27 protein-coding genes, 1 tRNA gene and 2 pseudogenes are annotated in these 23127 nt (G+C 42.9%); 10 read left to right on the forward strand and 20 right to left on the reverse strand.

The annotated features are described in order from the left end of the window. Window positions 1-15: 15 nt before the first annotated feature. The 4 genes from V1498_RS16130 to V1498_RS16145 all read right to left on the reverse strand — a co-directional run bounded on the left by V1498_RS16130 (window position 16) and on the right by V1498_RS16145 (window position 4296). Window positions 16-267, reverse strand: coding sequence for a type B 50S ribosomal protein L31 (locus V1498_RS16130; protein ID WP_409294697.1), 252 nt, complete (start codon window positions 265-267; stop codon window positions 16-18). A 160-nt stretch (window positions 268-427) separates the two neighbouring features. Beyond that, window positions 428-622 (reverse strand): YwbE family protein, encoded by a 195-nt coding sequence (locus V1498_RS16135; RefSeq protein WP_409294698.1) that lies wholly within the window; start codon window positions 620-622, stop codon window positions 428-430. Between the two features lie 111 nt (window positions 623-733). Then, entirely contained in the window at window positions 734-1618 is an 885-nt protein-coding gene (locus V1498_RS16140) for an SDR family oxidoreductase (protein ID WP_409294699.1), read from the reverse strand. Window positions 1619-2898: 1280 nt separating this feature from the next. Further along, window positions 2899-4296: a nitrous oxide reductase family maturation protein NosD gene (locus tag V1498_RS16145; protein ID WP_409294700.1), complete on the reverse strand. Its 1398-nt coding sequence runs from the start codon at window positions 4294-4296 to the stop codon at window positions 2899-2901. A gap of 233 nt (window positions 4297-4529) precedes the next feature. Here V1498_RS16145 and V1498_RS16150 point away from each other — a divergent pair. Beyond that, window positions 4530-4906 (forward strand): annotated as a pseudogene (locus tag V1498_RS16150) (IS110 family transposase); the annotation flags it as partial. Between the two features lie 844 nt (window positions 4907-5750). Further along, window positions 5751-5915, forward strand: coding sequence for a hypothetical protein (locus V1498_RS16155; protein WP_409294701.1), 165 nt, complete (start codon window positions 5751-5753; stop codon window positions 5913-5915). Between the two features lie 299 nt (window positions 5916-6214). Here V1498_RS16155 and V1498_RS16160 read toward each other — a convergent pair whose 3' ends face one another. The 4 genes and pseudogenes from V1498_RS16160 to V1498_RS16175 form a co-directional block, all read right to left on the reverse strand. Beyond that, window positions 6215-6535 carry a tyrosine-type recombinase/integrase gene (locus V1498_RS16160; protein ID WP_409294702.1) on the reverse strand — a complete coding sequence of 107 codons (321 nt, stop codon included), beginning with the start codon at window positions 6533-6535 and terminating at the stop codon, window positions 6215-6217. 180 nt (window positions 6536-6715) lie between these two features. Further along, window positions 6716-7119 (reverse strand): annotated as a pseudogene (locus tag V1498_RS16165) (transporter associated domain-containing protein); the annotation flags it as partial. Window positions 7120-7197: 78 nt separating this feature from the next. Further along, window positions 7198-7290: a zinc metallopeptidase gene (locus tag V1498_RS16170; RefSeq protein WP_409294703.1), complete on the reverse strand. Its 93-nt coding sequence runs from the start codon at window positions 7288-7290 to the stop codon at window positions 7198-7200. Window positions 7291-7628: 338 nt separating this feature from the next. Then, the gene (locus V1498_RS16175; protein WP_409294704.1) at window positions 7629-8213 is read right to left on the reverse strand and encodes a YitT family protein; all 585 of its coding nucleotides are present in this window, start codon (window positions 8211-8213) and stop codon (window positions 7629-7631) included. 172 nt (window positions 8214-8385) lie between these two features. On the opposite strand from V1498_RS16175, the gene V1498_RS16180 reads away from it, so the two are divergent. Beyond that, window positions 8386-8625, forward strand: coding sequence for a metal ABC transporter solute-binding protein, Zn/Mn family (locus V1498_RS16180; RefSeq protein WP_409294705.1), 240 nt, complete (start codon window positions 8386-8388; stop codon window positions 8623-8625). Window positions 8626-9183: 558 nt separating this feature from the next. Here V1498_RS16180 and V1498_RS16185 read toward each other — a convergent pair. Beyond that, window positions 9184-9255 (reverse strand) — tRNA-Val (locus tag V1498_RS16185). 205 nt (window positions 9256-9460) lie between these two features. Between V1498_RS16185 and V1498_RS16190 the strand changes: the two genes are divergently transcribed. From V1498_RS16190 to V1498_RS16205, 4 genes are all read left to right on the forward strand, one after another. Beyond that, window positions 9461-9688, forward strand: a complete 228-nt coding sequence (locus V1498_RS16190) for a hypothetical protein (protein WP_409294706.1) — start codon at window positions 9461-9463, stop codon at window positions 9686-9688. Between the two features lie 236 nt (window positions 9689-9924). Further along, window positions 9925-10653, forward strand: a complete 729-nt coding sequence (locus V1498_RS16195; protein ID WP_409294707.1) for an alpha/beta hydrolase — start codon at window positions 9925-9927, stop codon at window positions 10651-10653. Window positions 10654-10741: 88 nt separating this feature from the next. Then, window positions 10742-11257, forward strand: coding sequence for a YjcG family protein (locus tag V1498_RS16200; RefSeq protein ID WP_409294708.1), 516 nt, complete (start codon window positions 10742-10744; stop codon window positions 11255-11257). Window positions 11258-11260: 3 nt separating this feature from the next. Then, window positions 11261-11689 carry a GNAT family N-acetyltransferase gene (locus tag V1498_RS16205; RefSeq protein ID WP_409294709.1) on the forward strand — a complete coding sequence of 143 codons (429 nt, stop codon included), beginning with the start codon at window positions 11261-11263 and terminating at the stop codon, window positions 11687-11689. 33 nt (window positions 11690-11722) lie between these two features. Here V1498_RS16205 and V1498_RS16210 read toward each other — a convergent pair whose 3' ends face one another. After that, on the reverse strand, window positions 11723-12022 hold the full coding sequence (locus V1498_RS16210; protein WP_409294710.1) for a hypothetical protein: 300 nt from the start codon (window positions 12020-12022) through the stop codon (window positions 11723-11725). A 167-nt stretch (window positions 12023-12189) separates the two neighbouring features. Between V1498_RS16210 and V1498_RS16215 the strand changes: the two genes are divergently transcribed. Then, window positions 12190-14439 carry an ATP-dependent helicase gene (locus V1498_RS16215; protein ID WP_409294711.1) on the forward strand — a complete coding sequence of 750 codons (2250 nt, stop codon included), beginning with the start codon at window positions 12190-12192 and terminating at the stop codon, window positions 14437-14439. Window positions 14440-14552: 113 nt separating this feature from the next. Here the strand turns inward: V1498_RS16215 and V1498_RS16220 are convergent, their stop codons facing one another. After that, window positions 14553-14807, reverse strand: coding sequence for a stage VI sporulation protein F (locus V1498_RS16220; RefSeq protein WP_409291847.1), 255 nt, complete (start codon window positions 14805-14807; stop codon window positions 14553-14555). 156 nt (window positions 14808-14963) lie between these two features. On the opposite strand from V1498_RS16220, the gene V1498_RS16225 reads away from it, so the two are divergent. Continuing rightward, window positions 14964-15305, forward strand: coding sequence for a hypothetical protein (locus V1498_RS16225; protein ID WP_409294712.1), 342 nt, complete (start codon window positions 14964-14966; stop codon window positions 15303-15305). A 62-nt stretch (window positions 15306-15367) separates the two neighbouring features. Here V1498_RS16225 and V1498_RS16230 read toward each other — a convergent pair whose 3' ends face one another. From V1498_RS16230 to V1498_RS16255, 6 genes are all read right to left on the reverse strand, one after another. After that, window positions 15368-15496, reverse strand: coding sequence for a YjcZ family sporulation protein (locus V1498_RS16230; protein WP_409294713.1), 129 nt, complete (start codon window positions 15494-15496; stop codon window positions 15368-15370). 85 nt (window positions 15497-15581) lie between these two features. Further along, on the reverse strand, window positions 15582-15938 hold the full coding sequence (spoVAE, locus tag V1498_RS16235; protein WP_409291844.1) for a stage V sporulation protein AE: 357 nt from the start codon (window positions 15936-15938) through the stop codon (window positions 15582-15584). Window positions 15939-15959: 21 nt separating this feature from the next. Continuing rightward, complete coding sequence (spoVAD, locus tag V1498_RS16240; RefSeq protein WP_409294714.1) at window positions 15960-16973, reverse strand: stage V sporulation protein AD; 1014 nt, start codon at window positions 16971-16973, stop codon at window positions 15960-15962. A 3-nt stretch (window positions 16974-16976) separates the two neighbouring features. Next, a complete protein-coding gene (gene spoVAC / locus V1498_RS16245) occupies window positions 16977-17447 on the reverse strand; it encodes a stage V sporulation protein AC (RefSeq protein ID WP_409294715.1) in 471 nt (156 codons plus the stop codon). A 17-nt stretch (window positions 17448-17464) separates the two neighbouring features. After that, window positions 17465-17953, reverse strand: a complete 489-nt coding sequence (locus V1498_RS16250; protein WP_409294716.1) for a YhcN/YlaJ family sporulation lipoprotein — start codon at window positions 17951-17953, stop codon at window positions 17465-17467. A 324-nt stretch (window positions 17954-18277) separates the two neighbouring features. Next, window positions 18278-18631, reverse strand: coding sequence for a DUF1360 domain-containing protein (locus V1498_RS16255; protein WP_409299323.1), 354 nt, complete (start codon window positions 18629-18631; stop codon window positions 18278-18280). A gap of 125 nt (window positions 18632-18756) precedes the next feature. Here V1498_RS16255 and V1498_RS16260 point away from each other — a divergent pair, with 125 nt between their 5' ends. Further along, a complete protein-coding gene (locus V1498_RS16260; protein WP_409294717.1) occupies window positions 18757-19332 on the forward strand; it encodes a CotY/CotZ family spore coat protein in 576 nt (191 codons plus the stop codon). Between the two features lie 289 nt (window positions 19333-19621). Here the strand turns inward: V1498_RS16260 and V1498_RS16265 are convergent, their stop codons facing one another. The 3 genes from V1498_RS16265 to mgtE all read right to left on the reverse strand — a co-directional run bounded on the left by V1498_RS16265 (window position 19622) and on the right by mgtE (window position 23018). Beyond that, a complete protein-coding gene (locus V1498_RS16265) occupies window positions 19622-20281 on the reverse strand; it encodes a CotO family spore coat protein (protein WP_409294718.1) in 660 nt (219 codons plus the stop codon). 210 nt (window positions 20282-20491) lie between these two features. Beyond that, window positions 20492-21268 (reverse strand): enoyl-ACP reductase FabI, encoded by a 777-nt coding sequence (fabI, locus tag V1498_RS16270; RefSeq protein ID WP_409294719.1) that lies wholly within the window; start codon window positions 21266-21268, stop codon window positions 20492-20494. 376 nt (window positions 21269-21644) lie between these two features. Beyond that, window positions 21645-23018 carry a magnesium transporter gene (mgtE, locus tag V1498_RS16275; RefSeq protein ID WP_409294720.1) on the reverse strand — a complete coding sequence of 458 codons (1374 nt, stop codon included), beginning with the start codon at window positions 23016-23018 and terminating at the stop codon, window positions 21645-21647. Between the last annotated feature and the right edge of the window lie 109 nt (window positions 23019-23127).

Consider the following 23127-nt stretch of genomic DNA (forward strand, 5'->3'; position numbering starts at 1 on the left):
TTAAAATTAAAAAAATTATTGCTTCCTCGCATTGTACCGCTGTCTGAAACGGTCTACACGTCCGCCTTTATCTGCAAACTTTTGTACTCCTGTATAAAACGGATGAGTATCTGAGCTGACTTCTACTTTCAAAAGCGGATAGGTATTGCCATCTTCCCACTCGATTGTTTCATTTGAATTTTTAGTAGATCCGCTCATGAATTTAAAGCCGCTGTTTGTATCCATAAACACGACCTTACGATAATCCAGATGAATATCCTGTCTCATGTAATCACCTCATTAGTAGTATAAATCGATTATAAACGTAATGATTACGATTTACAAATTGTTTGTTTGCAAGATAGCCAAAGCCTTTCCCCCAAATACCTCATTAGCTGAAACTGCCCCAAAGCCTGCAAACTCCGGGACTGTTTCAGCACCGGCTGTTTCAGTTCCGGATGGCCTTGACCCTTCCCACCTGGCCGTCAGTCAGCCTGACTTTAATTCCGTGAGGATGCGTCTGGGAATTTGTTAAAATATCCTTTACGATCCCGCTTGTTGTTTTACCGGACCTCTGGTCTGCCTTTAACACGATATCTACGGCAAGCCCCGGTTTTATATCGCTTCTATTTTGTCCGTTCATTCATCATCCCATCTTTCTTATCACATTATTTCATATAGTATAGCCCACTGCCATGCAAAAGGAAAACTTGGCAAATGAGAAGGCACCTCTGAAAGAAGTGCCTTCAAACAATCATGCAAGCTCTATGCCGCCGGTCACTCCGTACGTCTGTGCCGTCACATAGCTTGATTCTGTCGATGCCAGGAACACATATACACCGGCCAGTTCAACCGGCTGCCCTGCACGCTTCAATGGGGTACCCTCACCGAATGCCGGAATAGCTTCACCCGGCTGTCCCCCGGAAATTTGGAGCGGTGTCCAGATCGGACCCGGGGCGACTGAATTCACGCGGATTCCCTTAGGTGCCAATTGCTTGGCAAGGCCTCTGCTGAAGCCATTGATTGCAAATTTGGTTGCAGCATAATCCAGCAGATTCGGACTAGGTTTATACCCCTGCACAGAGGTAGTGGTAATAATGGAAGCTCCCTCCGGAAGGTATGGCAGTGCAGCCTTGATAGTCCAAACCAGGGAATATACATTGATTTCAAACGTCTTCTTCAGCTGTTCGGTCTGGAGTTCTGCAATATTTTCGACAGCCTGCTGTTTACCGGCAACCAGGGCCAGGACATCAAGTCCCCCCAGTTCCTCATAGGCACGCTTTACCATGTCTTCATTAAAAGCTTCATCACTCAAATCGCCCGGTATAAGCACAGCCTTTCTTCCCTCTGCTTCAATCAGCTTTTTCACTTCTTCAGCATCCGGCTGCTCCACAGGAAGATAATTGATGGCAACATCCGCCCCTTCACGAGCATAGGCAATGGCTGCTGCCCTTCCTATCCCTGAGTCACCGCCTGTCACCAGCGCCTTTCTTCCTTCCAGTCTCCCGGAGCCTTTATAGCTTTCTTCCCCGCAATCAGGCAGCGGGCTCATTTCCCCCTGGACGGCCGGAGGCTCCTGGTACTGTTCAGGATATTTCTCGTTATAAAATTGATTTAATGGATTTACAGGCTTAGTCATAAAATCTCTCCTTGCCGGCAGTTAACATGTAACTGGCATTTTTATCATCACCTTTTTTTAATTCCCTGATCATTCGTGGAGTAAACAGTCCCCTGCAGGCAGGATATCTGAAAGGGAAATCCCCTCCCGGTTTTCAGCAAGAATATAAAAGCCTCTCTCCAGACCGGAGAGAGGCTTGGTGAAGTATAAAGTCAAGAAGAAACAGATTGGAAAGCACTGATCAATTCACCGCAATACCCGGGTAAAAGAACGGCAAAAAAACTGGATTCATTATAATCGATGAATCCAGCCTCTCTATTAATAATGATCTGAGAGGGATTTAAACACCGACCCCATCCCTGTCAAAAAATTTACCTTCGTTCAATTAAATTAAATAAGTTTATATAATTTTAAAATATGATTAAAACCAGCCATTTCAACTTACTGAACGGAAATAAAATAAATAAAAATCAAAAAATGAATTTAATTAAGTTAGCAAATTGTGAGCATTAATCATGTTCCCCCACACCACCTGTTTAGAGTACTGACTGCAGAAAACCAATTTAAGAGAAAAGTGGAATTCACCGATTCGTTACGGTTCTACGTATCAAATTAAAATGAACAAATCTATCCCAATTATTTAGAAGTGGAGGGACCCTCTTTAAATAATATCTAGTTGATGAGGTGGAGGTACAAATCCATTCCGTTCACCAATCAGCTTCTTTTCCATGAGAACCACTTTCTTTTCATCAAATTCCGCTTGGGAAACCACTCCTATATGCAGCATTCTATCTGGTCTTTTATCTGGTGATTGCCTTAAAAGTTGTCCCCGTTCCTTTTTCCTCTATTAGTTTTTCTATGGACTTCAGATAATAAAAGAGGTAACGTGTATTGCTATGAGCCAATGGGCGAATAGCGTTATTCCTTTTTCGATACTTGATTCCTTCATGCAAAGATTTACCACTCCCACTGGTGCACGAACGGACATTAAAATGTCATCTTTCAAAGCGACTTTCTTAGGCTCTATACACCATTTCCTCGGAGTCGAAAACAACTTGCCGAATTCCGCTTTGCCTTGATAAAAGGGCAAGCCTTCTCCATCCTCATTATAGAAATCCGAAGAAGGCGATTGTCCCATAATAATTTCTGTATAATCCCCCAAATGAACCCATGACCATCCATTAGGTAATTCATGATTTCATCCCCTTCAAAGACTTATTCGCACGGCGGTCATGTTCGGGTATCCTTGTCATCTATCATCATTACTGCCAATATGTAGTATGTACCCATTATACTACTGGTCACTTTTTGGTGACCAATCGGAAGTCCCGTTTCCTTTCATCCGCGAAGATGGGCTTCCTGAACGTGCTTTTACGATCCTGGAAGCTTTTCTGTTGATACGCTGCAAATCCGGTGACTTCTTCCGATTGCCAGATCCAGCGTGTTTGTTTATCGCCTTTTTCATAGTAATAGACATTGTTGTCGATCTTATTGCTGTTAAGTTGATTGGCAGGACTGCTGATCAAAAGCCGTGATTTCCCGGCCACCATAATGTTGTTCTCAATCCTGTTTTGCTTTGTGTGGTATTGTATGAGCAGTTGGCCCCCGTCTTGAAATTTGGTATCGTTTTTATACAGGATGTTCCCTGTAATCCTATTTTTCACGGTGTTTCCTCTTTTGTGATCATATCCACCGATTGCAATGCCTGCACTTCTGTTTTCATAAATGACATTGTTCCGTATCGTGACCGAGCTTGTGGATTTTCCGCCATGTTCACTGGCCGCTTCTATGCCTATATCATTCTGATAGACACGATTGTTTTCGATGGTGATCTGTTTTCCGCCATCGACATAAATACCGCCCGCAGAATAATGGTTTCCGTAGGCCTGGTTTCCGTAACTGGAAATGTGATAGACCGTATTGTTGCTGATGATTCCGTTTCTCGCCTGGTCGAACTTCTCCTCAGTGGATACACCTTCGAATCCGATGATATCAATTCCGATGTTGTCGTTTCGCCTTAGGAGGTTGTCTGTCACCTTAAAGTTCGTAACATTCCCGTTTAACACGAGAGACTCACTCCAACCCAACTTCATGTCTTCCAGTTTGTTTCCTGAAACGATAATATCCTCGATCGCGTCCGGTGCTTTGGTTCCATATACCGCAATTCCATGAGCGTTCCCGTTTTTATGCTGCGTTTCGATATGGTGTATATGGTTCCGTAAAATCTTGACCCCTTTCCCGCTCCCGCTGACGGAAATGCCGATGGGCACCAGGTCTTCCTTTTTGGTTTTATACTGCTTGATTTCAAATCCCTCGACCGTCACATAGCTTTTGTCATGGATCGAAACCAAGCCCTGATGGTCCCACGACACCTGAACGAAGCTTCCATCAATGGTCGCCTTTTCTTTCGGATACGATTTCAACGTAATAGGGGCTTCTTTACGCCCGGATTTTTTGATGACCACCTGTTCATGATAAGTCCCATTTCGGACATAGACCGTGGTACCAGGTTTTGTGAGATTGACTGCTTTTTGTATGGTTTTAAGCGGTTTGTTCCTGCTTCCTGGATTTTTGTCATCGCCAACAGGAGAGACATACAGTCCGGTTTGTTCCGTTTTCTTGGCTGCCATGGCGTGAATGGCCATTCCAATCGTACATACCATCAAAAATGACAACATGGCTTTCCATTTTCTGTGCATAGTCGTTCCCCCTTGTTGTTTATGTCGGTTTAAACGAGGAAGAAGTTTACCATTCGGTTCTTTTCAACTAAACTGCCCATGGGGCTTTAACCCCGTTAACTAAACCGTTCGCCACCTACATGTAGAAACATGATTGAGGCTGGTTGGGACTTAGATCTCGTATAACAAGCGAAGCTATGATACTGCAAGGAGGATTAGGGGTACCGGCAAATAGAATTTAGGAGGAGAAGCTAATGAATCCAGTGGTTGGACTGGATGCAGTCATAGGTGAAAGCCAGACACAAGCTTTCCTGGATAAGCAAAAACCTTATCAAAAAAGATTTAAAGTTGAACACTCTCTAGAAGGTCTGGAAAAACTGCATGCCTTTCTCTCCGAGGTTGAGAGAATTTCTGGGGTATAACGTCCTTTAGTCATGGAGTCTACAGGTCATTACCATACTCCGGCAGTTCATTATTGGAAAGAAGATACTTGATCATTATTGTTAACCCTTTAGTCTCTTACCGGGCAAAGAGTTCAAGTTTAAGAAAGGTTAAGACAGACGTTATTGATGCAAATCATCTCTGCAAAATCTATTACACAGAAGATTTGAAACCTTATAAAAACATGGGCGTCTGTTGAACCCATACTTATTAAACTAAACTGTCTCGTTAGTGAAACAACAAGAAGTCTGCCTAAGCAGCCGAATGATCTTCAACTAACAAATCCGATAGCGAAAAATATAAAAAATGCACTCCAGCATCCCTTCCTTATTAAACTAACGCACCCATTAGTTCAATAAGCTCTTATGGAACTGATAAGTATGATAGTAAGGATATAATTTTCGTGTTAGTTTATAAACCCACAACTCCATTAAATGGGAGGTCCCGGTTAGACAAAAAAAAAACCCTTTATTTTTAAAGAGTAATATTTTGGACTATAACCATTCTTAAAAAATCTATGTCTTTTCGAATTTGATTTTTGTATTTTGGATTGGTACATCTAGTTAGGTCCATTAGAAGCCTGCCAAGTTCCCTCTTTAAAAGAAAGTGTTCTTGATCATACATTTAGTTCTCCCCAATGGTGTCACTATATTTCAATGTTTTTACCCCAAATTCACGCTCTAAAAACCTATAATCCCAAAAGGTAAGGCGATTTTGTTAATCTTCCGCACCCGTTATTACAACAAGTTTTAATTGAATATTCGTTTTAAAAAAAGCTATTCTCATTGTTACTGGTACACTTTAGGGCAAAAGTAACTAATAAGGTAGTTTTCAATTCTGCTATTGCCATCCATTGAAACTAACGCACCCTATATTTTAAGTGAAATATCAACATACCTGTTTAATCGTATCTGCTTAAATTAAAAATGATTCAAATCTAGGTATAAAATATATTTAATAATGGTTACGTTGACACAAGCTATTTTCTCAATAATGGATACTATATTTATATAAAAGTTTCGGAGGTGAATATAATGCCATTCTGGGAAAATTTGATGTTTGGAAATTCCGACAGAGACCGTGACAGAGACCGCGACAGAGACCGCGACAGAGACCGCGACAGAGACCGTAATAAAGACTGTGACAGACACCGTAATAAAGACTGTCACAGACACCGTGACAGGTATCGGAACAGATAGACTAACAGATTCCAAATCTACTGATCTACTAAAGGAGTTCTTATCCCCCACATCTTCGAGGGGGATATTTTTCATTCCAGAGTTCTTGTCTATTCAACTGTTCTTCATTTGTTACTACTTAATTTGTACCCCCTTAGAAATTATTGATGAGAATTAGTTCTCGTTCATACATTGTAAAGAGGCTTTTAGAAGTAAATTGTCTGTTTCCACATTCCGAATAATACGAAAGGAAACAGAAACGGATACGCATGCCCAAATTCTATAGTGTAAGTTCGAACTGGCTGCATGACCTTTTCTGCCTATTTTTGATCCTGTTCAATGTTATTTTTTTCAATTGCAGCATCTGCTACAGCATTATCTTCATTAGGGATAAGGTGGGCATACGTTTCAAGTATAATCTTAGGATTGGAGTGATCAAGTCTAGCAGAAACTATAACAATAACTACACCTTCTGAAATAAGAATAGATGCATGAGTATGGCGTATATTATGAAATCTAATAAATTGTACATTTGCAGCTTTTATTATCTTTTTCATTACCCTCAAAAAAGTTTTGGGGTCTTGCAAGGTTCCAGTTTCAGTACTGCTTACTAAATTATGATCCAGAAACTGATGCTTCAATTTTTCTTTCCATTTCTCCTGAAGTAACCTGTGTTCTAATAGGAAATGAAGAACTAAAAATGCACACTGTATTTCATAAAAGGAATAATCTATAAAAATTTTTGATTTAGATGGCGATGTTCACAAAAAAAGGATGGTATTCAAAAAGCATGATTCTAAAACAGAATCATGCTTTGTTTATTAGGCATTTGATACTTCTTGAAGCATAAGTTCAACTCTTTTGACCTGGTAACTTTCCATTTCTATTACCGTCCAAAGGTGTGATTGAAGCTCAACGGTATCTCCTTCTTCTGGGACCTTGTCGCTTTGTGTCTGAATCCAGCCGCCTATTGTATCTAGGTATTCACTGTCTGGAAAATCCAAATTGAACCTCTCTTCTAAATCGGTCAGCCTGACACGACCATTCATCACATATTCCGATTCGCTTTTCACCTGGATATCCGGCACTCGTCGGTATCATACTCGTCCCGAATCTCGCCAACAATTTCTTCGAGGATGTCTTCCATGGTCACAAGACCCGCTGTGCCGCCGTACTCATCCGTCACGATGGCTATATGTGTGCGGCTCTGCTGCATGCATATGAAAAAGGAATTTAAAGGAGTATAAGGTATACAATACATTTTCATTCTCTTTTATCGGACTAATAACATATCCAAAAACCATCAAAAAAATTTATATTGAGCAGCGTGTCCAACTTCATGAGCTGCAATTGAAATAGCTGCAAGGTTACGTTTATAGTAAACATCTTCCGACAAATAGATAATTTTGATATTGGATTATAATGATACGGAAAGCAGCCACGCCCCAATATCAATAGCAATATATCTTAGTCCTGCAGCATCCTATATCCTTCTTGCAATTTATGCTCCAGACAGTGATGAATAAGATCTTACTACTGAATTTTTTAAGAGTGCTTTTTCCACTTTAATCTTTGCCCATATGGAAACACCAAAAGCTATAAGGAAAATTATATCCATGGGTCGAAAATCATGATTTAACAAACCTCCGATTTTAGTTCTCAATAAGAGCAGTAGTGATTGAGCAAACCGTACAGACAACGTACCGCTTTTAACACCGAAATTACAGCATACTTTTATACCAATCTTGCGTCCTTCCGCCAGGTTAAAAGGCTTGTTGTAAGGCCAACTGATAGTACAGTTATGACAGATAGAAGGAATGTTTCAGCAGAAATCAAAATTCCGCCTAATGATATAACTGCCGAATCTATTATAAAAATGGATATGCCTACATTTACACCGGACCAAACAGAGATCATTTGTGCTAACAGGTCAGTTCCACCTGTACTAGTCCCATATCTGAGCATTAAACCAATCCCCGTTCCAACAAGTACCCCTCCGATTATGGAACTTATTGCTGGTTCTATTTGGAATGATAAAAGCTGACCAGTTTGAAATAAATCGATGAACAGTGATGAGATGAACATTCCTTGCATGCTGCTATAAAAATATTCCCGATATTTAAACCACGCCAGAATAAAGATAGGAATACTTAAAACAATTATGGAAACTCCGGCTTTTAAACTCCACAAATAATGTAGTATGAGACCGAGACCAATTACACCACCGTCTAAAACGTTGTATGGAACTAAAAACATGTTGATTCCTAAAGATAACAGTATACTCCCCACAAGGATCGCTATAATTCTTTGAATTCTCATACCAGCACCTCTTACTAAAATGGACATGTTTCATTTATATGCTTGTCGAATCTGATTATCCTAATCGGTAATATAACCTCACCAATAATTAAGAAAAATTTATTTTTCTTTCAAATCGTAACGGTTCCTATTAAACTATACAAGTCTTTAACATATTAAAGGAGAGAACTGATTGAAAAACAAATTGAAACTAGTGTTTATTATTGCTTTACTTTTATCACTGGTTGCATGTAACACAGTCAAAAGCCCTGATAATACCCAAAAGAAAAATGACGAAAAATTATTGGTATATACAACTATATATCCTCTTCAATACTTTACTGACCGAATAGGCGGCAACCATGTAACTACAGAAAAGGTAGTTCCACCTGAATCAGATGCTCACTCCGTTGAATTACCTATAAAAAAATGATGCAGATTGCAGAAAGTGACGCATTCATACAAACTGGAACAGGATTAGAAGGGTTTGCTTAAAAAATCCAATAAGGTGCTCTTTGTGAAATTTTAGTACCTCATTCGGTTCACGGTTATTGATGCTAAATTAATTCTTAATTATCTGCCTCGTGTACTGCACAAAAGTTAAAAAAACACTCTTCAGCTAACCTTCCCGTTAATTCAATAAGAAGAAAAGAATCGCCGCATAATCCCAATTATTCACCTACTAAGCCATCACCATCTCGGTCGTCCATATATTTATAGAGCCATGAGTCACGGGTAATGGGCATTTTAAAGCCAGCAACTTTGGTTTCAACGATTGTAACTTGTCCATTAGGATTGGTATCTACCTTACTAACATCTTCATCACATATGCTTGTAGAAAAAAATCTCGTTACTTTTTATATGGTGTTGAATTATAAATGTTAGCAAGATGTGAGCAACAAGATAAATGAACAATGAGAAAATAAATAAGCATACATAAAAAAAGGCTGAAACCGTTGATAAATCAATGGTTTCAGCCTTTTTCTAATAATGATCTGAGAGGGATTCGAACCCCCGACCCCATCCCTGTCAAGGATGTATTCTCCCGCTGAACTATCAGATCGTAATGTCATATATATTATTATATTTATTTTACCGGGAAAGTCAATGCCTTTTAACTAAATAACTGGTTAAAATTTTCGCTTAATTTCCCATTTGAACCACTTTTTTAAAAAAATACGAACAAACATTCCCTTTTCATTGAATTAAAAACGTACGTTTGCATATAATGAATATATAAGCTAATTGTCTAAAAGGAAGTGAATTATATGAATTCCTTACTGTCTCGCTGCCTTAATGAGCAGCGGAACCTGGAAATCATCTATTTGGCAGAAGACCAGGGGCTGTCCCAGCGCAGGATTACTTTGTTGGAAATGACGGACACTCATATTAAAGCTTTTTGTTTTTTGAGAAATCAGAAGCGTACCTTCAAAATTGCAAATATCCTCTCAGCCATACCAGCCCGGAGTACCTATCATGCCGGCACAGGCTCTTAAGCATTTATTAAGCAGCCTGATTTTCGATCTACAGGGCTTTATCCTAATTAGTTCTCAGATTCCTGCTGTATATTCCCCTGCCAAAGGCATGCCGCGAGCTTTTATGATCCTCCCCCCACTCTTTCACACCAGAATCTTCAATATTATCCCGGGTTCATACAGAAGATAAGAGCGCTCTCATTTCTGTTATGGTAATATAAAATTAACATTTCAAACATCATAATTAGGAGGATTTTATGCCGGCACCTCAAGGAAAGATTAAAGAATACTCCATATACAGCAATGCGCTTGAAGAAGAATTGGAATTGCTGGTTTACTTCCCGGAATCCTTTTCTCCACTATACAAATATACTCTCCTGATTGCCCAGGATGGACGGGATTATTTCCAGCTTGGCCGGATTGGCCGGGCAGCTGATGAGCTTCTATATAATAAGGAAATGCAGAATACGATCATTGTCGGGATTCCTTATAAAAATGTAATGGACCGCAGGACTAAATACCATCCCGATGGTGAAAAACAGGCAGCCTACATCCGCTTTCTGGCTTCAGAACTTGTCCCCTTTTTGGATCAGGAGTTCCCTGTGTATAGCATGGCCAGGGCCAGGGTGCTGATTGGTGATTCACTCGGGGCAACCGTTTCGCTTCAGGCAGCACTACACTATCCGCATACATTCGGAAGTGTGATTCTCCAGTCCCCTTATGTAGACGGGAAGGTGCTTGCGGATGTTGAGAAATTTGCTGATCCATCCCTTATTGATATCTATCATGTAATCGGAAAGGGTGAGACCGAAGTACCCGTGACCAGCGGAGGAAAGCAAAACTTTATTGAGCCCAACAGGGAACTCAATAAGCTGATTGAAAAGAGGAACTTCTCTTATTTCTATGAAGAATTTGAAGGGGAGCATACCTGGAAGTATTGGCAAAAGGATCTGAAGCGGGCGCTCGGGAAAGTCCTGGCTCCTTAATATAGGTTCCTGAGTCAAATTGGCTTATTATTCAAATAATTTGTTATAATACTATAACGATATCTTTTTATTATTGGGAGGTAGTACTATGAAATACGGCGTTGCCATCTTTCCATCCAAGAAGCTCCAGGATTTAGTCAATTCATACCGCAAACGTTATGATTCCCATTATGCCCTGATCCCGCCGCATCTTACCCTGAAAAATGCCTTTACAGCTACAGACGGCAGGATCAAGGAAATCGCAGACCGGCTGGAACAGCTTGCAAGCCAGTATGAGCCTTTTTCCATGAACGTGAAAAAGGTAAGCTCCTTTCAGCCTGTCAATAACGTCATCTACTTAAAAGTCGAGCCTACCCCTGAACTGGAAGGCCTGCACAAGGCTATGCATGATAATTTCTTTGGTGATTCACCCGAGTATAAATTTACACCGCACATTACCATTGGGCAGAATCTATCTGATGACGAACATTCTGATGTATTGAATCAGCTCAAGATGCTGAATATCACACACGAAGAGGTCATTGACCGCTTCCATCTGCTCTATCAGCTTGAAAATGGATCCTGGACTGTGTATGAAACATTCCGCCTGCGAAAGGAACAGTGAGACGTGGACGTTAAAGTTGTAGAATCAGAAGAAGAGCTCCAGGAGGCTTATGCCATCAGGAAGAAAGTCTTTGTCGAAGAGCAGAAGGTCCCTTTGGAGGAAGAAATTGATCAGCATGAAGCAGAAGCTGTCCACTTCCTTCTATATAATAATGAATCACCGGCCGGGGCTGGCCGTTTCAGGATAGTGGATGGAATCGGCAAGGCCGAGCGCATTTGTGTTCTACATTCCGGCCGCAAAAGCGGGGCAGGCCGTCTGCTTATGGAAGCACTGGAGACATATGCCGCGAATGAGGGTTTGAAAAAGATGAAGCTGAATGCACAGATTCAAGCCATTCCCTTCTATGAACGGCTGGGTTATACGGCCATTTCCGACGAATTTTTGGATGCCGGCATTCCTCACCGGACGATGATCAAGGATTTACCACAGTAAAAAAGCCGCACCTTATGGTGAGGCTTTTTTATTTTAAATATAGGTCTGAAAGAACTGGCCTTTCCCGGTTATTTCAGCTGCCTTTTGCAAGATCTCCATGGGGACAAAGTGTTTCTTTCTCTGAGATATGGAAAAAGCGGCTTTATCACTATCCGGTTTATCATTATAATTATGTATGCTTTCATCTTTTTCTGCTTTCTGTTTCCTGGCTAATTCTACCCGGAATACAGGGGTGGTGCCTTTTATGTACCCATTTGTGTTCTCTAATTCGCCGGCAGTTCTGGCAGCATATTGAACGGTCTGGTAGTCTGTAACTGGAATTATATATGACAAAGCATGCCCCTCCTTTTGAACAAATCTTTGTATTATACTATTCTCCATATACCCGTTTTTTCTGTCTGTAAAAACACATTTTTTTCTATAATTTAGTTATTCTTTAGATTTGGCATATGTTTTGATATGATGAACTTTGACTGTTTTAGTAAATGAGGTAGGACTTCATGAAAAAAGCGATGAAAAGTGAACGTTTATTCAATTTAGATACAGTAGATCCTTCCGAACTGCAGGCTTTATATGATGATGGAAAACGCGGTCATCTTTCCTGCTCTGTCTGCAGAGAAGCAGTAAAGCTATATTTGGGGATCGAAAACGAACCGCATTTCTTTCATTCATCCAATAGGTTGGACTGCATGGAAGCGGGATCCGGGGCCAGGGTTGCAGAACTGGCTGCCACCCTCCATGACGGTTTTCGGCTTCCCAGATCCCGCGGAATAACGACTGGAGCTGAACCGGCAGCGGCATGGAAACAGGCGGTCCGTGTAAAGGAAAACCCCGCTTTCCGTTCTACTCTGCAATCAGTAGAATCCTCAGAGGATCCAATACAGCTTGATATTCAGCAAAAAGAGGCTGTGACGGCAGTAGATGGTCCGGTTCTGGTCCTCTCAGGAGCAGGCAGCGGAAAAACCAGGGTACTGACTGCACGAACGGCCTATATGATTTCAAGCCACGGCATAGATCCGGGGGGAATCATGCTGGTAACCTTCACTGCTAAAGCCTCCAGGGAAATGAAGGAAAGGCTGCTCTCATTCCCCGGGCTTTCACGCCGGGATGTGAATTCACTCATCTGCGGCACCTTCCATAGTATCTTCTACCGGATTCTTATCCACCACGAACCCGGCAAGTGGACAAAAGAAGCTTTACTTAAATGGGAATGGGAAAAAGTGCAGATTGTGAAGGCAGCCGGGAGAGAACGGGACCTGGATGAAAAAGTGTTTGCCTATGATCAGGCTCTTCAGCAGATTGGACTCTGGAAAAACTCCCTGATGTTTCCGGAAAACATCAGGGCGGGGGATGATTGGGAGGAAAAGTGCTTATTCCTTTACCGAAAATATGAAGAATATAAAGTAAATCATCAAAAATATGATTTCGATGATATGCTTCTCGGCTGTTATCTTCTTTTGGAGTCAAATCCCGGAATTCTTGAAAAATACCAGAATCGGTTCACTCACTTTCTGATAGATGAATTCCAGGACATCAATAAGGTCCAATATGAATTAATCCGCCTGCTGGCCGGACAATCCCAAAACATATGCGCGGTGGGAGATGATGATCAGAGCATCTATTCCTTCAGGGGAAGCGATCCTGCTTTCATCAGTGCATTTGAACATGACTTTGAAGGAACCAAGGTTATAAAACTGACCAATAATTACCGATCTGCCCATGAAATTGTGGGAACGGCAAACCGCATCATCAGGCTTAATTCCAACCGGCGTGAAAAATCGATGAATGCCCAGCATGATGATGGCCCTCCGCCCATGCTTTTCTTTCCCTATGATGAAGAACAGGAAGCGACCATGATCGTGACAGATCTGAAGGAAAAAATTGCAGCAGGACGGAACCCGGGGGAATTTGCCATCCTATACCGGACCCACTCCATGTCCCGGGCTATTTTCGAACGGCTGAGCCAGAGCAGCCTGCCTTTTGCCATCGACCAGGATGCAGATTCTTTCTATGACAGGAGAACGGTCCGGAGCATGCTTTCCTACCTGAGGCTGAGCCTTGATCCCGAAAGCACAGAGGCTATCGCAGATCTAATGCCTTCCCTCTTCCTGAAACAAAACGTGCTCAGGCAGATAAAGGCGGACTCCATTTTAAACGACTGTTCACTTCTGAAGGCACTTTCTTATGTAAAGACCAGCTTTGCCTTTCAGGAAAAAAAGCTGAAGAAGCTGCCGCAGCAAATTGGATCTCTGAAGAACCTCTCACCTGTCCAGGCGCTTGAAGCTGTTGAGAAAGAGCTGGGTTTTCAGGATTTCATTAAAAAACGCGGAAATGAAGGCAATTCCATGGAAAGAGGTTCGGATGATGTCCGGGATTTAAAAGTGGCTGCACGCCGATTCAGGACAATTGCAGAATTCCTGGACCATGCAGAACATATGAAGGCAATGAACTCTGAAGTAAAGAAGCTGTCCAAACATTTCAGCCAGGCTATCCAGCTAACGACCATCCACCGGTCAAAAGGGCTTGAATATGGGACCGTCTATGTAATCGGCAATGTGGACGGCGGCCTGCCGCATGATTATGCCCTGGACTCCTATCGCAAGGGTGAAACCGGTCCGCTGGAAGAGGAACGAAGGCTGCTGTATGTAGCCGCTACACGGGCTAGGAATGAACTTTACCTTTCCATTCCCCATACACGCAGGGGAAGGGCAGCGTCTCCTTCAAGATTCCTGCGCATGCTGAAGAAATAATACAAAGGCTGTCCAGCCCAAAAAAGGACCGGCTCCTTTCATCCGCTGAATATGTACAGGCTTCAGCCTGGATTCACCGGGTGAAAGGAGCCTTTTTCCTGCGGTACCCATTTTTATTTTTTATTCAGCATGTTAGAGATCGTGTTAAAATCAAGGTTTTTCCCATCCTTGGTGATCGATTGCACAATTTTATCTTCCAGTTCAGATGAAATCGGTTTATTGGCAATTTTAGAAACGCGCTTTATGACACCCCTGACAGTCTTTTCATCACTGAAATTTGCCCCTTGCAGAGAATTCGCCAATTCCAATACGTCCTTCATGTTCACTCCGGTTTTCTTTTCAATATTCTTAAAGAAATTGTTATCCATGGTTACGCCCTCCTTCTCTGTACAGCTATTCTATGAGCGAGAACAGCGAAGGTGCTTTTCCAGGAAAATATAATAAAAGCAAAATTTCTTGTCCGCACCCTTTTTAGCACCCCTACATAAAATGTTCGTGAAACCATTTGAAAGGAGTCATTTATCATGTTTTTCATTGGCAAAAATTTTGCAAACCTCCCGAACATGGATGATTCAGTAAAGCCGCTTCGAATCTCACGCTTTTTAGATGACAGTGAATCTTCCTCTTCCTCTTCCTCTTCCTCATCATCGGGAATGGAAGAAGCGGAAGAAACTGCAGCAGAAGTGCATGAGGAGCCGGAATCCTCTGATGAATCTTCGAGCGGGTGCTCTATTTATGATGAATCCTCTTCATCCGATGAAGAGTCATCCCAGGAATCTGAAGAAGAATCCAGCAGCGACGAAGAAAGCGAATCCTCTTCCATTGCCTGGTTCGATGAATCCTCTTCAAGCAGCGGGGATGAATGAGACGTGCTGCAGGCTAAATTCTCACACAAAAAAACGGAATGAGCGCTCATTCCGTTTTTTTATTAATAACAAAAGCTTGCGCCTACAATAATCAAAAGGATAAACAGCACAATGATCAACACGAATGTTGAATATCCTCCGCCGCCGTATCCATAGCCGCCATAGCCACAGCCTCCATAGCCGTATGACATGCCCATCACCTCGCTTTTCTAAGCTCATATATAGACTATGAGAAAAAGCGCATGAATGTGTAGGCCGGCGGTATATTTTAAGGCATCAGCCTTTCGGTTTAAATATCAATGCACCAATGAAGCCGAAAATGATGGCAGCTGATATACCGGCACTTGTTACTTCAAACATTCCGGTCACCACCCCAACAAGCCCATGTTTTTCAGCTTCCTGCATCGCTCCGTGCACGAGGGAATTCCCGAAGCTTGTAATGGGAATCGTAGCCCCGGCCCCGGCAAAATCCATAAGCGGCTCGTATAAGCCGAGCCCATCCAGGACAGCCCCGGCCACAACCAAGGCACTCATTGTGTGGGCAGGTGTGAGCTTGGCCACATCAAAGAGAAGCTGGCCGATCACGCAGAAAGCCCCACCTACAATGAACGCCCAAAAAAACATTGCTAGCATGTTATTCCTCCTCTTTTTGTCTTACATAATTTCAACGGCTACTGCATGGGCGATGCAGGGAATGCTCTGTTTTTGCTGGACAGTCAAGGGGGAGAGAAGTGCTCCAGTGGCAACAACCAGCACCCGCTTGAATTCCCCCTCCTTCATCCTTCTTAAGATATGGCCATAAAATACGGATGCCGAGCATCCAGGTCCGCTCGCCCCGGAAAAAACCTCCTGGTCATCCTTGTAAATCAGCAGACCGCAGTCCAGAAATTTTTCAGGATTCAGCTCTACTCCGTTTTTCTGTAAAAGCATAAGGGCTGTTTTCCTCCCAATTTTCCCTAAATCACCTGTGATAATGAGATCATAATGATCCGGCCCGACATTTAGATCTGCCAGGTGCTTTAAGATGGTATCTGAAGCCGCAGGTGCCATGGCTCCTCCCATATTGAACGGATCGGTAAGCCCCATATCCACCACTTTGCCAATGGTGGCTGAAGTGATGCAGGGCTGGCCCTCTTCCTTATTATTTTTTCCAATCAGGGCTGCACCCGCTCCGGTCACTGTCCATTGGGCAGTGGGCGGTTTCTGGCCGCCGTATTCTGTTGGATAACGGAATTGTTTTTCAACGGCGGCATTATGGCTCGATGCACCGGTAATAATGTATTCCGCACCGCTGTAATTCACAAGGAAAGCAGATAGGGCCAGCCCCTCCATCGAGGTGGAACAGGCGCCGAATAAGCCGATATAAGGTATCCCGTTCGCAGAGGCAGCAAAGCTTGAAGGCGTAATCTGGTTGATCAGGTCGCCTGCCAGGAAGAACTGGATATCTTCCTTGGACAGCTGCTGTTTTTCGAGCGCCTTGCTCACTGCTTCCTCAAGCAAAAATTGATGTGCCTGTTCGTAGCTCTCTTTTCCCATCCACAAATCATCATGAAGTAAGTCGAAATCTTCAGCCAGGCGCCCGTTTGCCTCGAACGGACCCCCTGCCACACCCGTGGACAGGATGACTGGATGGTTATGAAAGGTCCAGGTATGTTTACCAGTAAGCAAGTCTTATCCCCCTATCATTCCTGCAAGAGTTTTAATTAAAGCCACCACAAAGGCGGAAAATACCCCAAATACAATAACCGAGCCTGCAAGCTTAAAGATATTGCCTCCAACCCCCAGAACCAGTCCTTCTGTACGATGTTCGATGGCAGCTGATATTACAGAATTTCCAAATCCTGTAACCGGGACGGCACTCCCTGCCCCGGCAAACTGCCCTAAATGATCGTACACGCCAAAGCCGGTAAGCAGCATGGCGATGAATATCATGGTCGCCACAGTTGGGTTTCCAGCTGTCTGTTCCGTGAAATTAAAAAAGTAAATATAAAAATAGGTGATGGCCTGCCCGATTACACAAATGATTCCACCAACCAGGAACGCTTTCAAGCAATTCATCAGAACCGGCCGTTTAGTTTCATTCTTTTTCTGGAGCTGCTGATACTTCTCCTGTTCCGGATTCAGCATTTTCTTTTTTGTCATGCCACTACTCCTTTCTTTTAAGTGAGCTCTTCTTTCAATAATTTGATTTCCTTAAACCGTTTTTTGGCTTCTTTCCTGTTATAGGTGCCATCTTCGTACTCCTCACCCAGCCTTACTATCTCAAGAAAGATTTTATAATCACTTGAAACAATGAATGTATAATCCGGGTACTTATCCTCAAGTTTCTTTATTACTTCTTTCTCAATTTTTTTCATCCTGAATCTATGGCTGTGTTTTACTTTATAGCTGACCAGGATTTCATTATCCGAGCGGGCGACCGCTGCATCATAATTACTGTTCACAGAGGCTGTCTCCTTGCTGATCTGCTTTAATTCTTCTTTTACCTGGACGCTTTCGGGAGAAATCATTACAGGAGTCGGTTCCACCCTGCTGATCAGCGCTGCCCTGCTCTTCGCCTCCCCATCCCCGGCTCCGCAGCCGGCGAGCAAAAGAAGAGGCCATCCAGTGAGTAAAATTAACCGTATCATCCGCGGGAACTTGGTCATCCAATTCACTTCCTATGTAATAGTCCTTTTATATTCGGCTCTCTTATTGTTATACAGAGATTGGATTTTTATAACTTTTCTCCGGATGGGATTTATTGGACATCTGTACAAAAAAAAAAACTGCCTCCAGAAGAGACAGCTCTTTTGTATTCATGCTTTTTTCTTTCCACATCCGCAGTCATTTTTTTTAATCTTAATCGGCTTTTGCTTTGCCAGATATTTTTCAAGATGGGAATAGGTTGATTTCTTTTCCATTGATAACTTCCCCTTTCTAAATTGTGCTTCCTTACATCATATGAAAAAGTTCAATCTGCTCTTCATGTACTAGCCTAACAGCTTTAAATTAATTGTTTCAAGAAAGGAAGCTATGGCTGATATGGCAAGGAGGAGAATGATGGGATTTCCTACCGCTGGATAAAAAAAGTGCATGGCAAGTACAATTGCACTGCTCCATATTCCGGCACACCAGTAACAGCTCAAGAGCTCGCCAAAAAATTTACGGATTCCTGCATTTTTAGGTATTATATATACTTCATCATTTCCCTGTTCATCCTTTTCTGTAATCTCATCAAAAAAGGGTGCCCTGATAAAGGAAGTGATTTTATCATATACAAGCAGCCTGGTTAAACGGAAGGCAGCTAAACCGAGTAAAAAGATCAGCAGGAAATTTACATTCATCAAGATTCGCATACCCCCTGATGGTTAAGAAATTAATAAAATTGGGCTAATGACTTATACCACCTTATCCATTCTTTCATAGTCTGTTAATGAAAATATTAACATTTTACCAAGGAGGAGAAACTATGAGTTGCGGTTCGAATTTTGAAACTTCAAATTGTGTATGTGATACTTTACTCGCTATTGTAGAAGCACAAGAAAAAGTAAGTCCCGAAGCACCGGAATCCACTTGTACGACAAGCTGCAATAGATCGATCAGAGAATTACTTGGCGGTGTTCACCATCGTAACGGCAGCCACTTCAATACAATTCCGGTTATACTGACATGCAAAAGCACATGCCTGCCCTATCTCGGGTTCGGTTTCCGCAGGGAGCCGGAGTGCCACGGCTCTTCCCAGAGTCATCTTGTAAGCTTTGAAACCATCGTTTTCAGGGTTGTTGATGTAGATGAAGAAACCTGCTGTGCAGTTCTGGAACTTTTGACTACTGCCTGCTTGATTGAAGATAGAGACGAGTTAGCAGAGATTGACAGCCTGGTTGGTAAAATCCAATTCATTACAGGAGACATTGAGGAGCCTTTCCTTTCTACTGGAATCTGTATCACAACAGATCTAAGCTGCTTCTGCTCTGTCACCTGCCTTCCAGCCACAACTGTCATTGCTGCTGATCCAGTAACGACCCATGATGAATCTCACGATTGAAGATAAGAGGTTCAACCAGCCTGAGGATTGCCGCCTCAGGTTTTTTTAATGATCATTACCGTTTTGGAGCTCTTTTGTTTTTCTTAATTTATATATATGGCTTGTTTCATAAACGGTATGGACAAATTATCTAATTGCATGAAAAAAAGTTGGAAAAGCTGTTACACAGAAAAAAGAGGCCGCCTGACGAAGGGGTGCTTAATCGCAGGCGTGCGAGCCTCAGTTGTAATTCTTCTTATCTTTATCAGGTACCGGTGCCGGTGCCTCTTCTGGATTATTCGAGGTTGTCTTAAAAGGTCAGAAAAGTGATATACTCAATTTCTTCCTTTGTGGCTGAAATCAGATTCGTCCCATAGGATGGCCGGATATAGATCGTATCGCCTTTCTTTTTTTCTATCTGCCCCCTGATAATCCTTCCGTTTACGCTCATTTCACAAAGCGGTTTAGGAACAATACGGGGAATCCTGATTAAATACTCCAGCAGTTCATCAGTTGACATGTCTGTAAACTTCTTCTGATTCTTTTTGCGGGGCTCCCTCCTTGGTCCTGCCTCCTCCGGTGTTTCTGGACCGCTTGTGTGGACCACAGCAAACCCCGGGGCAGCTTCGTCCCCCTCTTGTATATGATCTTCCTGCTGATCATTCTCCCTGGCGATGCTGATTACGTTAATCTCGGTTATTTCATTAACTGGAGGGAATTCTTCCGCTTCCTGAACCTCAAGGGGCATTTCAGCGGCCGCTGTCTCCTCCCCGTCTTCATCTTCATCCATTAGATGGACTGGTTCAGCTGAACTTTTTGGTTCAGGAAGATCCTCTATTTCTATCACCTCATCATGATGGGTCTTCTTCACTCTGATTTCTGATTGAACAGTCGTTTTTGGTGCAGCCAGTTTAGGCTGCACTATATACATGAAAGGCTTCTGCTCCCGGACATCCTTCTTTTCCGTCATGACCTTCCCCCCTAAATTCATTATAAAAATGGGCATGCTTTTTCCTACATCCTATTCAGGGCGGTGCTGTCCTATGACAATCAATCCGGGGTTAACAGATGAAGGGCATATAGGGCTGCACAGTTCAGGAACAATTCGTGGTACACCGGGGCAGACTGATGAAATTCAGCGCAAAAAAAAAACAGGAGACTCCAAGGTCCCCTGCCCGTTTCATCGTGCCAAAATATGATATCCGGAATCTACATGAATGTTTTCGCCGGTAATGCCGCGCGACATATCACTGAACAGGAAGACAGCTGTGTCTCCTACCTCTTCAGGGCTGGTTGTTTTGCGGAGTGGTGCACTTTCTTCTATTACATTCAGGATCGAATTGAAGTCACTGATTCCTTTTGCAGAGAGTGTGCGGATGGGACCGGCAGAAATAGAGTTAACACGGATTCCTTCCGGCCCAAGGTCGTTAGCCAGGTATTTGACACTGGCATCCAGGGAGGCCTTGGCAACACCCATAACATTGTAATTCCCGATTACACGTTCTCCTCCAAGGTAAGTGAGCGTCACGATGCTTCCTCCCTCGGTCATCAATCCCCTTGCTTCTTTGGCCACAGCCGTGAGCGAGTATGAGCTGATATTATGAGCCAGAAGGAATCCTTCACGATTCGTGTTCATATATTCCCCTGTGAGCTCTTCCTTGTTGGCAAATGCGATACAATGTGCGATGCCATGGATTACACCGGTCTCACTCTTGATCTGTTCAAAACAATTACGAATATCTTCATCATTGGTGACATCGCATGGAAGGACGAGTGAATCCGCACCTTCAAGGGATCCCGCCAGTTCCTTTACGCTTTTTTCCAGTCTGTCACCCGCATATGTAAAAATCAGCTTCGCCCCGGCGCCGTGAAGTGAGCGGGCTATCCCCCAGGCGATACTTCTTTTATTTGCTACACCCATCACTACGAATGTTTTTCCATTCAAAGAAAAACCCATGTAAAACCCTCCTATTTATAAACAGTTATTAGTACCTAGTCCTAAATTTAATTATATCCTACTTCACTTCAAGAAAAAAGGCTTTTATCTAATGGCAGGACAATAATAACCAATCATGAGTTTTCTACCCGCAACTAATGCATGGAAAAGGAACTGGACAAGAGCAGGAACAAACACAAAAAGGCAGTGAAGCGGAGCAAGGCACCCCTGGATGCCAGAGAAATGATGTTCACACCTTCCTGCAGGAAGCTTCATGATACATGCAGTTACTCCCATTTTCCACAAAAAAAGCACCTGCGGGACTGTTTCGTTTCATTTGTCTAAAACGTTGTATGTACCGTCTTAAAACTGAAGCGTCCTGTCCTGGGGTGCAGAATCATTTCAAATAGCTGATAAAAAGGGATGCCATCCCAAAGTAAATAAGTACAGAAATAATATCATTGATGGTCGTAATAAATGGGCCGGAAGCGACCGCCGGATCTATATTCATTTTATGCATGAGAAGCGGTATTAATGATCCGGCAAGTGTGGCGACAAAAAGGGTAACAATGATGGCTGCACCCACAAGCAGGCCGAGATAGAAATCGTTCTGCCAGAAATAAATGACAAAGGTTACGAGAATGCCGCAGCTGAGGCCGATCAGCAGGCCTGTACTGCCCTCTTTTAATATCAGCTTCCATTTGCTCTCGGTCTTTAGATCACCGGTGGCAATTCCGCGAACTACAACCGCAAGTGCCTGAGTCCCGGTATTCCCCGCCATTCCTGCAATCAGCGGCATGAAGACGGCAAGGATGGCTTTCTGATTCAATGTCTCTTCAAACCGGCCGATGAGGCTTGCCGTGAACATGCCGAGAAACAGGAGAATCACGAGCCACGGAAGCCGTTTCCTTGCTGCTGTTAAAGCGCTTCTATCCCCGTACTCTATGTCGGGCACACCTGCAAGCTTAGAATAGTCTTCAGAAGCTTCTTCTTCCATAACATCGACAATATCATCAATGGTGATGATCCCGACCAGGTGGTTCTGGAAATCGACGACAGGCATGGCCAGGAAGTCATAATCCCTCATCTGTCTGGCCACTTCCTCCTGATCTTCCCCGACTGATACGGATACGACCCTTTCGCTCATGATCTCCTGGATCATCGTGTCGTCATCTGACACAATCAAGTCTCTTAAGGATATAACTCCTGCCAGTTTCTTATTTTCATCCACCACAAAAATATAGTAAATAATTTCAGCCTGCGGTGCTTCATTTTTAAGAATATGCATGGCCGAACGCACGGTTTGGTTAGCCGCGATGGCCACATATTCCGTGGTCATGATGCTTCCTGCCGTATACTCTTCATAATGAAGGAGTTCTTTTATTTCAGCAGCGGCTTCCTTGTCCATTATGGTGAGATAACTGACAACCTGTTCCTTATCCAGTTCATTCAGCACATCGACTGCATCATCGGCATACATTTCTGAAAGCATATCGGCGGCATACGCAGGATTCATTTCAGAGAGAATATCACCGAACTCTTCCTCTTCCGACTTTAAATTTTCAAACAGGGCAGCCATTTCCTCGGGCGACAGATAGTGATACACCCTAGACCTTGATTCTGCCTCGAGCTGGCTGAAGAATTTTGCCTGATCATATGGATGCATTTCCATGAATTCTTCACGAAATGAATCAATCTGTTCATTGTTCAGCGCATCCAGCAGCATATCCCCATTAAACTGCTGCATTTCCTTACCTTCTTGTTCAGCCATGGCATTGCCCCCCTTTCTTTCAAATGTGTTAAGTTGATTTAACGTATGATGGTTTCTTACTTCCCTTTCCCTGGATGAAAACGGTCAAACAGAATATGATAAAAGGGAT

The sequence above is a fragment of the Paraperibacillus marinus genome, from assembly GCF_046237605.1.
Lineage (GTDB): Bacteria > Bacillota > Bacilli > Bacillales > DSM-1321 > Paraperibacillus > Paraperibacillus marinus.